Genomic DNA, 13,675 nt, shown 5'->3' on the forward strand with positions numbered 1-13,675 from the left:
GCTCGCGCGCATTGGGAGAGTATCTGATGAGTAAGTTTCTCGATAGATTCCGCTATTTCAAACAACTTGGTGATACCTTTTCAAAGGATCATGGCCAAGAGCTAAATGTTAACCGCGATTGGGAAGATGGTTATCGCAGTCGCTGGCAGCACGACAAAATTGTTCGTTCTACTCACGGCGTAAACTGTACTGGCTCTTGTAGCTGGAAAATTTACGTTAAAAATGGGTTAGTGACATGGGAAACCCAACAAACAGACTACCCGCGTACACGTCCTGATTTACCAGATCACGAGCCTCGTGGTTGCCCTCGTGGTGCAAGTTATTCATGGTATTTATATAGTGCGAACCGCGTTAAATACCCAATGGTACGTAAACGCCTCATTAAATTATGGCGTGAAGCCAAAGCACAACATAGCGATCCCGTTGATGCATGGGCTTCTATTGTTAACGCGCCAGAAAAAACCAAAAGCTATAAGCAAGCGCGTGGGCGTGGGGGTTTTGTCCGATCTTCATGGTCAGAAGTGAATGAAATCATTGCAGCTTCGAACGTGTTTACAGCAAAAGAGTTTGGCCCTGATCGTATTATCGGCTTCTCACCAATTCCTGCTATGTCGATGGTGTCATATGCGGCAGGCGCGCGTTATTTATCGCTTATCGGTGGCGCATGTTTAAGTTTCTACGATTGGTATTGTGACTTACCACCTGCATCTCCAATGACTTGGGGTGAGCAAACAGACGTACCTGAATCAGCAGACTGGTATAACTCTTCTTATCTGATTGCGTGGGGTTCTAACGTACCTCAAACCCGTACTCCTGATGCGCACTTCTTTACCGAAGTTCGTTATAAAGGCACTAAAACTGTTGCCGTAACGCCAGATTACGCTGAAATTGCAAAGCTCTGTGACCAATGGTTAAACCCAAAACAAGGTACAGACAGCGCCATGGCAATGGCGATGGGACACGTTATTCTTAGCGAATTCCACGTTAAACGCCAAACAGAATATTTCCGCAACTATGTGCGCACTTACACTGATATGCCAATGTTGGTGATGCTAGATAAACACGACTCAGGCAAGCTAGTTGCAGGTCGTATGTTGCGTGCTTCTGATTTAGTGAACAATCTGGATCAAGAGAAAAATCCAGAGTGGAAAACTATTGCAATTGATGAGCAAACCCAACAATTGGTTGCGCCTCAAGGCTCGATGGGCTTTCGTTGGGAAGGCGTGGCTAAATGGAACCTAGAGCCTAAAGATGGCAAAAGTGGCGAAAATGTCACATTGCAATTAGGTCTTTTAGATAATCATGATGATGTTGTTGATGTCGCATTCCCTTATTTCGGTGGCATTAAAAGCGAATATTTTGAAGGTGTTGCGCTTGATGATGTGCTTGTTCACAAGCTACCCGTTAAACGCATTACACTTGCTAATGGTGAAGAGAAATACATCACAACAGTCTATGACTTATTGTTAGCCAACTACGGGGTTGATCGCGGTTTAAATGATGAAAACTGTGCGTCAAACTACGATGAAATCAAAGCATACTCACCTGCATGGGCTGAAAAAGTCACAGGCGTAAGTCGCCAAGATATCACTCGTATAGCGCGTGAATTTGCGGATAACGCAGAAAAAACACATGGTCGTTCAATGGTGATTGTGGGAGCGGGTATTAACCACTGGTATCACATGGATATGACGTATCGTGGCATTATCAATATGCTGATTTTCTGTGGTTGCGTTGGTCAAAGTGGTGGCGGTTGGGCGCACTATGTTGGACAAGAAAAACTGCGTCCACAAACCGGTTGGTTACCATTAGCCTTTGGTCTTGACTGGCAGCGTCCACCTCGTCATATGAATAGTACGTCATTTTTCTATAACCACTCAAGTCAGTGGCGTTATGAAACCGTATCACCAACAGAGTTGTTATCACCATTAGCGGATAAATCTCGCTTTAGCGGTAGTTTGGTCGATATGAACGTACGCTCAGAACGTATGGGCTGGTTACCTTCCGCGCCTCAATTAAACTTAAACCCGCTGTCTATTGCGAAAAAAGCGCAGGAAGCGGGCGTGAGTGCCGCGGATTACACCGTTAATGCATTGAAATCAGGTGAAATCCGCTTTGCTTCAGAACAACCTGATAACCCACAAAATTTCCCACGTAATTTATTTATCTGGCGTTCTAACTTGTTAGGTTCGGCGGGTAAAGGGCATGAGTATTTACTGAAATACTTGCTGGGAACTGAAAATGGATTACAAGGTAAAGATTTAGGCGAACAAGGCCAAGTTAAGCCACAAGAAGTGGAATGGCAAGATAAAGGCGGTGAAGGTAAAGTTGATTTAGTGGTGACTTTAGACTTCCGTATGTCAAGTACCTGTCTCTTCTCAGATATCGTTTTACCAACCGCAACATGGTATGAAAAAGATGATATGAATACCTCGGATATGCATCCATTTATTCATCCATTAACAGCTGCGGTTGATCCTGCTTGGGAATCTAAAACAGACTGGGAAATTTATAAAGGTATCGCTAAAACCTTCTCTAAATTGTGTGTAGGTCATTTAGGGGTTGAAACCGATTTAGTGACATTACCGATTCAGCATGACTCTGCCGCTGAAATGGCACAGCCTTTTGATGTGAAAGATTGGAAAAAAGGTGAATGTGATCTTATTCCGGGTAAAACAGCACCGCATCTTATTCCTGTTGAGCGTGATTATCCTAATACTTATGCCCGCTTTACCTCTTTAGGTCCTCTGTTAGATAAGTTAGGAAATGGCGGTAAAGGGATCAGTTGGAATACACAGGCAGAGGTCGATTTCCTGAAGAAACTCAACCGTGTCCGTCATGATGGTGCAGCAAAAGGGCGTCCAGCGATTGAAACCGCGATTGATGCAGCCGAAGTTATCCTCTCTTTAGCCCCTGAAACTAACGGTCAGGTGGCGGTAAAAGCGTGGGATGCACTCAGTAAAGTGACAGGACGCGATCACACTCATTTAGCTAAAGTCAAAGAAGACGAGAAAATTCGTTTCCGCGATATCGTTGCTCAACCTCGTAAGATCATTTCAAGCCCTACATGGTCTGGTCTTGAAGATGAGCATGTCTCTTATAACGCCTGTTATACCAACGTTCACGAGATGATCCCTTGGCGTACTTTAAGTGGTCGTCAGCAGTTGTATCAAGATCACGAGTGGATGCGTGCTTATGGTGAAAGTTTAGTGGTTTATCGTCCACCAATTGATACTAAGGCGATTGATGCGGTTAAAGGTAAAAAACCAAATGGTTTCCCTGAAAAAGCGCTGAACTTCCTAACGCCTCACCAAAAATGGGGTATTCACTCAACGTATAGCGATAACTTACTGATGTTAACGCTCGGTCGTGGTGGCCCTGTGGTTTGGCTGAGTGAAGATGATGCTAAAGAGATGGGAATTCGTGATAACGATTGGGTTGAAGCTTATAACAGTAACGGTGCATTAACCGCCAGAGCGATTGTCAGCCAACGTATTCCTGATGGCATGATTTATATGTATCACGCACAAGAACGCCAAATAAACCTGCCAGGATCTGAAATAACAGGAATGCGTGGCGGTATTCACAACTCTGTGACGCGTGTTTGTCCTAAACCAACTCATATGATTGGTGGATATGCTCAGTTGGCTTATAGCTTTAACTATTACGGCACTGTGGGTTCTAACCGTGATGAGTTTGTTGTGGTGCGTAAAATGAAACAGATTGATTGGCTTGATGGTGAAGGTGATGCTTATCAACAGACCCTGAATGGACAGGAGAAGGCATAATGAAAATTCGTTCACAAGTCGGTATGGTACTGAACCTCGACAAATGTATCGGTTGCCATACCTGTTCAGTAACCTGTAAAAATGTTTGGACCAGTCGCGAAGGTGTTGAATACGCATGGTTCAATAACGTTGAAACCAAGCCGGGTACAGGGTATCCCCAAAATTGGGAAGACCAAGAGAAGTGGAAAGGTGGCTGGATCAAAAATATCAAAGGTAAATTAGTACCAAGAATGGGCAACCGTGTTGGTCTATTATCTAAAATTTTTGCCAACCCAGATGTTCCCGCATTAGATGACTACTATGAGCCATTTGATTATGACTATGAGCATTTAAAAAATGCGCCAGAAGGCTCCTTACCGACGGCTCGTCCTCGTTCGCTGATCACCGGTCAGCGCATGACCAAAATCGAAAAAGGTCCAAACTGGGAAGATGATTTAGGGGGCGAATTTAGTAAACGCGCTGCGGATAAAAACTTCGCCAATATGCAAAAAGAGATGTATGGGCAGTTTGAAAATACATTCATGATGTATTTACCGCGTTTATGTGAACACTGCTTAAATCCTGCTTGTGTTGCGACATGTCCAAGTGGTGCGATTTATAAACGTGCTGAAGATGGCATTGTGCTTATCGACCAAGATAAATGCCGTGGATGGCGCATGTGTTTAACTGGATGCCCATACAAAAAAATCTACTTCAACTGGAAAAGTGGTAAGTCAGAAAAATGTATTTTCTGTTATCCACGTATTGAAGCTGGTCAGCCAACACTGTGCTCAGAAACTTGTGTCGGACGTATTCGTTATCTGGGTGTGATGCTGTATGACGCAGATAAAATCTCACAAGCTGCCAGTGCGGATAATGAAAAGGATTTATACCAAAGCCAATTAGATATCTTCTTAGATCCCTTTGATCCTGAAGTGATCAAAGCGGCTGAAGAGCAAGGTATTCCATTAAGTGTGATTGATGCAGCACAGCGTTCGCCTGTTTACAAAATGGCGGTAGATTGGAAGCTGGCATTACCACTGCACCCTGAATATCGCACCTTACCAATGGTTTGGTATGTACCACCTTTGTCACCAATTCAGTCTGCTGCTGATGCGGGTGTGTTACCACATACAGGCGTTCTACCTGATGTAGAAAGCTTACGTATTCCTGTGCAGTATTTAGCTAACTTGCTGACCGCGGGTGATACTGCGCCTGTGTTATTAGCATTAAAACGTATGCTAGCGATGCGTCATTATAAACGTGCTGAAACGGTAGAAGGGAAAACGGACTTAAGTGCATTAGAGCAAGTCGGTTTGACAGAAGCACAGGCTCAAGAAATGTATCGTTATCTGGCTATCGCAAATTATGAAGATCGCTTTGTTATTCCATCAAGCCATCGTGAACTTGCAAGAGAAGCTTTCCCAGAACGTAATGGTTGTGGTTTTAGCTTTGGTGATGGTTGTCATGGCAGTGATAGCAAATTTAATTTGTTTAATAGTCATCGTATTGATGCGATTGATATCACATCAAGAACACCTCAAGACGAACGCCGATCAGAGGAGAAAATATAATGATCTCTCTGAAAGTTATTTCACATCTCTTAGATTATCCCACACAAGAATTGTGGGATAACCGAGGCGAACTTATCGATGCATTACAGGAAGCTGAGGAGCTTCCTGTGACTCAAGTTGCCAAATTAATGGCATTTATTCATGCCTTAACGCAACAAGAGTTATTAGATGCGCAAGCCAATTACAGCGAGCTTTTTGATAGAGGTCGGGCGCGATCACTGCTGTTATTTGAACACGTTCATGGTGAATCTCGCGATCGTGGTCAGGCAATGGTTGATCTGCTCAATCAATATCAACAAGCAGGGATCACATTAAATAGCCGTGAACTTCCTGACTATTTGCCGACTTACCTTGAGTACCTAACGCTTTTACCGACAACCGAGTGTATTGAAGGGCTAAACAATATTGCGCCTATTTTGGCGTTACTAGGTGAGCGTTTAAAACAGCGAGGCAGTGACTATCATGCTCTCTTTGATGTGTTGCTTTGCCTTTCACAAAGTGGATTAGAAGCATCACAACTGACGGATCAAGTAGAAAAAGAGCCTTTAGATGATACACCGGCTGCATTAGATGCTGTGTGGGAAGAAGAACAAGTGACGTTTCTTGGAGAAGGTACGCAATGTGGCAGTGGCAAAATCAGCCAACATCAGCGCCGTTTTGCACAAGAGACGACAGTTCAATATCTCAACGTGGGGAATTCGTTGGATACGGGAGCACAAAAATGAATTACATCAATATGTTATTTTTTGATATCTATCCCTATATTGCGGGTGCCGTTTTTATTATCGGTAGCTGGTTACGCTATGACTATGGTCAATATACATGGCGTGCCGGCTCTAGCCAGATGTTAGACAAGAAAAATATGCGATTGGCTTCTAACTTATTTCATGTTGGGATCCTCGGTATTTTTGCTGGTCATTTTCTGGGAATGCTAACACCACATTGGATGTATGAATCTTTCCTGCCAATTGAATATAAACAAATTATGGCAATGGTTGGTGGTGGTAGTTGTGGTGTGTTAATGCTGGTGGGGGGCGTGATGTTATTAAAACGTCGTTTAACCAATCCACGCGTTAGGGCCACATCTTCATTTGGTGACATCATGATCTTAACGCTTTTGGTTATTCAAGTCGCGTTAGGTTTACTGACAATTCCATTCTCAGCACAACATATGGATGGGAGCGAAATGATGAAGCTGGTGGCTTGGGCGCAATCTATTGTGACCTTCCACGGTGGTGCTTCTGCTCATCTTGAAGGTGTTGCATTGGTGTTTAAATTGCACATTTTCTTAGGTATGACGATTTTCTTATTGTTCCCATTCTGTCGATTAGTTCATATTTGGAGCGTGCCAGTTGAGTATTTAACTCGTCGCTATCAAATTGTGCGTAATCGTCATTAATGAATACCCATCTCCTGATAGTAAATTAGAGACCTTTTAATGCGCTTATCTCACCCCCGCCCGCGGGGGTTTTTTATTTTTTTCCTGCTCTAAAACTTTTTCCTGCTCTAAAACTTTTTCCTGCCCTAAAACTTCATACAAAATTTTTGAATGGTTAAAACAATAATCTTTAGATTCATTTAAGAATGGTTGCACTTATAATTCTTTTCAACGAAATGAATTTATATAAAGCAATAAATAGTTAATTAAATATCGTGATATTTAATTAAAAATAAAGATTTATAATTTATTGTTTATTATAAATAAACTCAAATTTAAATTAATCTGAATATTGACATGTAAATTTGGTGCTATGATTTAATTGAGTCTTACCTCTATTATACTATCGGAGATTATTATGAGCTTTAAATATCATCGTATTGATAAAAATAATGCCGCTGTTTTGTTGGTAGACCATCAAGCTGGATTACTCTCTTTAGTCAGAGATATCGAGCCTGATAAATTCAATAATAATGTATTAGCATTAGCCAATGCCGCTAAATACTTTAATTTACCTACCATTTTAACGACTTCTTTTGAGGATGGTCCTAATGGTCCTCTAATGCCTCAGCTCGTTGAAATGTTCCCAGATGCTCCTTATATCGCTCGCCCAGGTCAAATCAATGCGTGGGATAATGAAGACTTCGTCAAAGCCGTTAAAGCAACGGGTAAAAAACAACTGATTATTGCGGGTGTTGTGACTGAAGTTTGTGTTGCATTCCCAGCATTATCAGCACTTGAGGAAGGTTTTGAAGTCTTTGTTGTTACTGATGCTTCAGGCACTTTCAATGCCATTTCTCGTGACTCTGCGTGGGATAGAATGTCAAAAGCAGGGGCGCAATTAATTAACTGGTTTGGTTTAGCTTGTGAATTACACCGTGACTGGCGTAATGATATCGAAGGATTAGGCACACTGTTTGCTAATCATATTCCAGACTATCGTAATCTTATGACAAGCTATAATACTTTAACAAAAAAGTAAGCGGTTAATTTAAGCTTTACCTAAAAATAGGGCTTATATTATTTTTTGGAAAATATAATTTAATTGAACTTTAATTTTATTAAATTATAGATATAAGCCCTTAATTAAAAATGGAATAGAAATGAAACGTCAAATATTAAAAGCTACCGCTATTGCTATGGCATTAAGTGTAGGTGTTGCACAGGCCGCTGAATATAAAGCAAGTACTGCTGAAGGTCCAATTAAAATAGTAAACCTAAAAGCAATGGAAGCTCAAGTTCAAGCAAATATGGAAAAAGGTGCCTTCGGTTATATTCGCGGTGGTGCTGAAGATGAAAATAACTTACGTTCTAATACAAGTGCATTTGATAAAAAATATATTATGCCTCGTTCATTACAAGGCATCGAATTTTCTGACTTAGATTTAAAAACAGAATTTTTGGGTATTAAATTAGATACGCCTATTATTCAGGCACCGATGGCAGCTCAAGGGCTTGCACATCAACAAGGCGAAGTTGCCACAGCAAAAGGTATGGCGAAAGCCGGCTCTATTTTTTCATTAAGCACTTATGGTAATAAAACCATTAAAGAAGTGGCGGATGCCCAACCCGGTTACCCATTCTTCTTTCAGTTATACATGAGTAAAAATGATGCCTTTAATGAGTATATTTTATCTCAAGCAAAACAGTATGGCGCTAAAGGTATCATTATGACTATCGACTCTTCAGTGGGTGGTTATCGTGAAGATGATGTGAAAAATAATTTCCAATTTCCATTAGGTTTTGCCAACTTAGAAGCGTTTGCAAAAATCAGTGATGATAAATCTAAAACAGGTAAAGGTGCGGGTATTAGTGAAATTTATGCTCAAGCTAAACAAGCATTTACACCCGCAGATATTCAGTATGTGAAAAAGATGTCTGGTTTACCTGTGATTGTAAAAGGTATCGAATCACCTGAAGATGCAGATACTGCAATTAAAGCGGGTGCAGATGCGATTTGGGTTTCTAATCACGGTGGTCGTCAATTAGATAGCGCACCAGCAACGATTGATGTGTTACCTGCAATTGCTAAAGTGGTAAATAAACGTGTACCTATTGTGTTTGACAGTGGTGTGCGTCGTGGTTCACATGTCTTTAAAGCATTAGCCAGTGGTGCAGATGTTGTCGCTGTTGGTCGCCCAATTCTTTATGGATTAAATTTAGGTGGTGCTGAAGGTGTTAATTCAGTTATCCAACATTTAAATAAAGAATTAAAAATTAATATGATGTTAGGTGGCGCCAAAACAGTAAAAGATATTCAAGCCACTCCACTTTATACCGATGCAAGTTTTAATCAATAATTAGTTTATAAAGTTAAAAGTAATAAAACCCACGCTCAATATTGAACGTGGGTTTTTTCTATCAACTTAAAAGAATATTGTTAGTTTAAAAAATTATTCTTGGGTTGATGGTGTATCACCAAAACAGAGGTTATTTTGATTATTAATGCCACCATCAGGTGATGAATAACCCAAGCAACCTAACATTGAATCAAAAATATTATGGTGATAGAACGTGCGCTGTGCATCTTGATTACGTTTTAGGTTATCAAATAACTGTTTATTTTGAGGCTCTGCCAAATAGCTATCTGACATCCACACTAAGAAAGGGACTCTAAATTGTTCCGGTGGAGCGATTTCTTTTGGTGTGCCGTGTAAGCCACCTTTTTCTGAAATAGATTCACCGTGATCGGAGGTATAAAACACAATGGCTTTTTTATCGCGTAATGTGTCGAGTATACCATCAATAAAATAGTCGGTATAAAGAATAGAGTTATCATAAGCATTCACTAACTGCTCTTTAGTACACTCATCATCCACATTTAAACATTCAGGTTGATATTTTTTGAATGATTCAGGGTAACGCTGTGAGTACATAAAATGAGAGCCTTTAGTATGTAAAATCACTAAATGATTTCCCTTTGGATGTTGGGCAACTGCATTCGCGGTTTCAGCAATTAATAAGGTGTCATCAAGTTCTTTACCAAAGTTGCTATTTTTTGCCGTCATCATCTCTTTCATTGCGTAGTTATTTAAATCAAGCTTATTGTAAAACCACAGTTCGCTTTGCATTGAGAACAATTCTGATGACATACCTAATTGGCTTAATACTGAAAAAATATTGTTCTCTTTTAATGTCCGCTGATCGTTACTTTCTGTTCCGTTTTCTCGTACGAACATACATTTTAAAGAGAGCTTTGTTGCGGTATCACAAGAAATACCTTTAAAGGCAACCAGATTTTTCTCTTGGCTTAATAGCGGATTTGTTTGACGTTCATAGCCTAACAATCCCATATGATCCCATCTTGCTGTTTCACCAATAATAAAAACAACATACACATCTTCATTTGCCTTTGAAGGCTCATAAGTGAAGTGATCAGCAGGATTAAAAATATTTTGGTTATTAAACGTATCGTCATACTGCGTTATTGCATATTGAAATAATGGGATAATCCAATTTGTAGGTAAATACGCATAACTTAAGCCACCACTATAACTTGGCAGATCTAAGTTATTTTTTATTTCATAGGCTTTTTGTTTTGAATCAAGCGTTTTTAAATAGGCAAAAACAGCCAGTGCAATCACAAGCATTTTGGCGGTATTTTTTATCCAGATTTTTTTCTTTTGCTGTGTAGTTAGATTTTTCTCTGGTTTTTTGCATAGCCAAATAAGAGCCAATGGCAAAATAGATAAGCCAATAATCCAAATAATGACATTTGGGCTAACCAGCTCTTTAGATAAATCCGTATCCGTGGTTAGTGTTGAAATGATAATGCCATATCCAATAACGACATCATAAAAAGAAATATAGTAACTAGCACAAACACTCACGACAAGAATAAAAGAGGCGACGATTTTAAAGAATAGAGAGCCGAAAAAAGAGAGTAGTCGTAAAAGAAAGAAGGTAAAGGCAATGTTAACGGCAATTTCACCTAGAATATATAATGCATCAATGAGGGGGTTGTTTGTATTTTGTGTGCCGTATCGGCCAATGTAAACGGAAAGATTAAGAAAGAAACCAAGGTAGACAGCTAAAAAAAGGGCAATGTTCTCTTTAGAAAAACGTAAAAACTTTAATTTTTGCATGTTCAGTTATTATCAATTTATAGGGTGTAGAGGTCTTTAAGACCGTGAAGTTGTTTCCAGGTTCAGTATTATGTTCTTTTTTTTATTGAAGTTTAAAAATTTTTATTTGAATTACATTAATATCAAAATTATTAATTTTAAATAGTTTTAGTAGATAGGAATATTGATAGAGATATTAGAAGGTTGTCATCATTATATACGGCAAGATCCCGATAAAGGCAGATAAGAAAGCGTATTTATTATTTTAATTCCGCAGATAAATAAGTACTATTACGTTATAAGCATTAATGTATAACGAATTTTGATAGAAACATGAATCGACATAAATATCGTCATTAGTGTCGAGCGCTTCCTATTATTTTAGTTTTCATTGTTTACTCATTCATTCAACGGATTTATTTCTCTTTATTTTTCATTGTGTTGTAGAAAAATGAAAAAGCGTGCTTATTTGGCACACTCTCTGCATAGATAGAGGAGAAGATCAGGTAATAACCTGAAAGTTGATGAACACAGGAGCAATGTTGATGAAAAAAGTCATCACGGTCTGTCCGTATTGCGCCTCAGGATGCAAAATCTACCTGAAGGTGGAAAACGGTAAAATTATTGGCGCTGAAGGAGCCAATGGTTTAACAAACCAAGGTGAGCTGTGTCTGAAAGGGTATTATGGATGGGATTTTATCCATGATACTAAGATACTGACTCCACGTCTTAAAACACCAATGATCCGCCGTGAAAGAGGCGGAAAATTAGAATCGGTTTCTTGGGATGAAGCGATTGAGTTTGCAAGTAGCAAGCTTCTTGCTATCAAAGAGAAATACGGTGCTAAATCTATTATGACAACCGGCTCTTCACGAGGCCCGGGTAACGAAGCTAACTTCGTTATGCAGAAATTCGCTCGTGCGGTTATCGGAAATAATAATATAGACTGCTGTGCTCGTGTCTGACACGGCCCTTCGGTTGCAGGTCTGCAGCGTTCGGTCGGTAATGGTGCTATGAGCAACTCAATCGTTGAGATTGAGGATACCAAATGTCTATTTGTCTTCGGCTATAACGCCGCAGACTCGCATCCTATTGTTGCTCGCCGTATTGTTAAGGCGAAAGAAAAGGGTGCCAAAATTATTGTATGTGACCCTCGTTACATCGAAACAGCACGTTTAGCCGATTTACACTTAGGCTTAAAAAATGGCTCTAACATTGCGCTATTAAATGCCATTGCGCATGTGATTATTGAAGAAGGATTACATGATAAATCCTTTATCGAAAATCACACCGAGCAATTTGAAGAATATTGTAAATTAGTTGAAAGCTATACACCTGAATCCGTTGAAGAAACCACAGGTTTAAGTGCTTCAATTATTCGTGAAGCTGCACGTATGTACGCGAAAGCAGAAACAGCAACAATTCTTTGGGGAATGGGTGTCACTCAATTCTACCAAGGTGTTGAAACGGTGCGTTCACTGACTAGTTTGGCTTTATTAACGGGTAATTTAGGTAAAAAATACGTCGGGGTTGGTCCTGTTCGTGGTCAAAATAACGTACAAGGTGCGTGTGATATGGGTGCATTACCTAACACACTGCCAGGTTATCAATACGTTACTGACGAAAAAGCGCGTGAAAAATTTGCCAAATTCTGGGGCATTGAATCCATGCCTGATGAAGTGGGCTATGCGTTAAGTGAAGTCCCTCATAATATCGATCATGGCTTATTAAAAGCTCACTATATAATGGGTGAAGATCCACTACAAACAGAGCCTGATTTAGCAACCATCCGTAGAACGTTTGAAAAACTGGATCTACTGATAGTGCAAGATATCTTTATGACCAAAACAGCGTCTATTGCTGACGTTATTTTCCCTGCAACATCATGGGGTGAGCATGAAGGTGTTTATACCGCAGCAGACCGTGGCTTCCAGCGCTTCTATAAAGCGGTTGAGCCTGTTGGTGATGTAAAAACAGACTGGCAAATTATCAGTCTGATGGCAACAGCAATGGGTTATCCAATGCATTACAACAATACCAAAGAAATTTGGGATGAGTTGCGTGAGTTATGCCCAATTTATTATGGTGCGACTTACGAAAAAATGGCGGACTTGGCTTATATTCAATGGCCTTGCCCAACAGAAGATAGCCCAGGTACACAATATCTGTACGATGGTGGTAACTTTGATACCCCTAATGGTAAAGGTCAATTCTTTACTTGTGAGTGGGCGCCACCAATTGACAAACTTTCTGATGAATTCCCAATGGTACTGGCAACAGTCCGTGAAGTTGGACACTACTCTTGTCGTTCAATGACGGGTAACTGTAAAGCATTGGCGGCGTTGGCTGATGAACCGGGTTATGTTCAATTAAACACAGAAGATGCCAAACAGCTGGGTATTAAAGATCAAGAGTTAGTTTGGATACGCTCTCGTCAAGGTAAAGTTATTACGCGTGCTGCAGTCAGTGATAGACCGAATAAAGGCGCGATATATATGACTTACCAATGGTGGATTGGTGCTTGTAACGAACTGGTTGCAGAGAATTTAAGCCCCATTACTAAAACACCTGAGTATAAATATTGTGCAGTATGTGTGGAGCCAATCAAGGAACAGGCTCAGGCAGAACACTATGTGAAAACGGAATATAGCAATATTAAACGTCGTTTAAGAGAAGCCGCCGAGGGCTAATCTGACCTAATTAGTATTGTTTTTCTGCCTTAAGACCGAGTTTATTGACCTTGTGTTAGTAAGCTCGGTTTTTTTATGATTTTTTATTGTTGTCGGGGTTTTTTCTTTTCTGCTTATCGTCGAAAAATCACTTAACTTTTGT

General features: G+C 40.1%; 9 protein-coding genes. 7 read left to right on the forward strand and 2 right to left on the reverse strand.

The annotated features are described in order from the left end of the window. Nucleotides 1-26 precede the first annotated feature (26 nt). From BTA34_RS00835 to narI, 4 genes are read left to right on the forward strand one after another with little or no spacing between them, the layout of a single operon-like run. Nucleotides 27-3,788 (forward strand): nitrate reductase subunit alpha, encoded by a 3,762-nt coding sequence (locus BTA34_RS00835; protein ID WP_151434119.1) that lies wholly within the window; start codon nt 27-29, stop codon nt 3,786-3,788. Next, nucleotides 3,788-5,341 carry a nitrate reductase subunit beta gene (gene narH / locus BTA34_RS00840; protein WP_088493882.1) on the forward strand — a complete coding sequence of 518 codons (1,554 nt, stop codon included), beginning with the start codon at nt 3,788-3,790 and terminating at the stop codon, nt 5,339-5,341. Before BTA34_RS00835 ends, narH begins: the two co-directional genes overlap by 1 nt. Then, nucleotides 5,341-6,066: a nitrate reductase molybdenum cofactor assembly chaperone gene (gene narJ / locus BTA34_RS00845; protein WP_265576140.1), complete on the forward strand. Its 726-nt coding sequence runs from the start codon at nt 5,341-5,343 to the stop codon at nt 6,064-6,066. The genes narH and narJ overlap by 1 nt, the downstream gene beginning before the upstream one ends. Beyond that, on the forward strand, nt 6,063-6,740 hold the full coding sequence (narI, locus tag BTA34_RS00850) for a respiratory nitrate reductase subunit gamma (protein WP_151434121.1): 678 nt from the start codon (nt 6,063-6,065) through the stop codon (nt 6,738-6,740). The genes narJ and narI overlap by 4 nt, the downstream gene beginning before the upstream one ends. 45 nt (nt 6,741-6,785) lie before the next feature. On the opposite strand, the gene BTA34_RS18245 is transcribed toward narI, so the two are convergent. Beyond that, on the reverse strand, nt 6,786-6,935 hold the full coding sequence (locus BTA34_RS18245; RefSeq protein WP_265576141.1) for a hypothetical protein: 150 nt from the start codon (nt 6,933-6,935) through the stop codon (nt 6,786-6,788). Nucleotides 6,936-7,137: 202 nt separating this feature from the next. On the opposite strand from BTA34_RS18245, the gene ycaC reads away from it, so the two are divergent. Both ycaC and BTA34_RS00860 read left to right on the forward strand, forming a co-directional pair. Beyond that, nucleotides 7,138-7,761 (forward strand): isochorismate family cysteine hydrolase YcaC, encoded by a 624-nt coding sequence (gene ycaC, locus BTA34_RS00855; protein ID WP_109397726.1) that lies wholly within the window; start codon nt 7,138-7,140, stop codon nt 7,759-7,761. Between the two features lie 121 nt (nt 7,762-7,882). After that, a complete protein-coding gene (locus tag BTA34_RS00860; RefSeq protein ID WP_109374300.1) occupies nt 7,883-9,079 on the forward strand; it encodes a lactate oxidase in 1,197 nt (398 codons plus the stop codon). A gap of 93 nt (nt 9,080-9,172) precedes the next feature. Here the strand turns inward: BTA34_RS00860 and eptB are convergent, their stop codons facing one another. Next, nucleotides 9,173-10,864: a kdo(2)-lipid A phosphoethanolamine 7''-transferase gene (eptB, locus tag BTA34_RS00865; RefSeq protein ID WP_151434122.1), complete on the reverse strand. Its 1,692-nt coding sequence runs from the start codon at nt 10,862-10,864 to the stop codon at nt 9,173-9,175. A 524-nt stretch (nt 10,865-11,388) separates the two neighbouring features. Here eptB and fdhF point away from each other — a divergent pair. Next, the gene (gene fdhF / locus BTA34_RS00870) at nt 11,389-13,533 is read left to right on the forward strand and encodes a formate dehydrogenase subunit alpha (protein ID WP_151434123.1); all 2,145 of its coding nucleotides are present in this window, start codon (nt 11,389-11,391) and stop codon (nt 13,531-13,533) included. The last annotated feature ends 142 nt before the right edge of the window (nt 13,534-13,675 follow it).

This window comes from Proteus sp. CD3, from assembly GCF_008808075.1.
GTDB classification, from domain to species: domain Bacteria; phylum Pseudomonadota; class Gammaproteobacteria; order Enterobacterales; family Enterobacteriaceae; genus Proteus; species Proteus appendicitidis.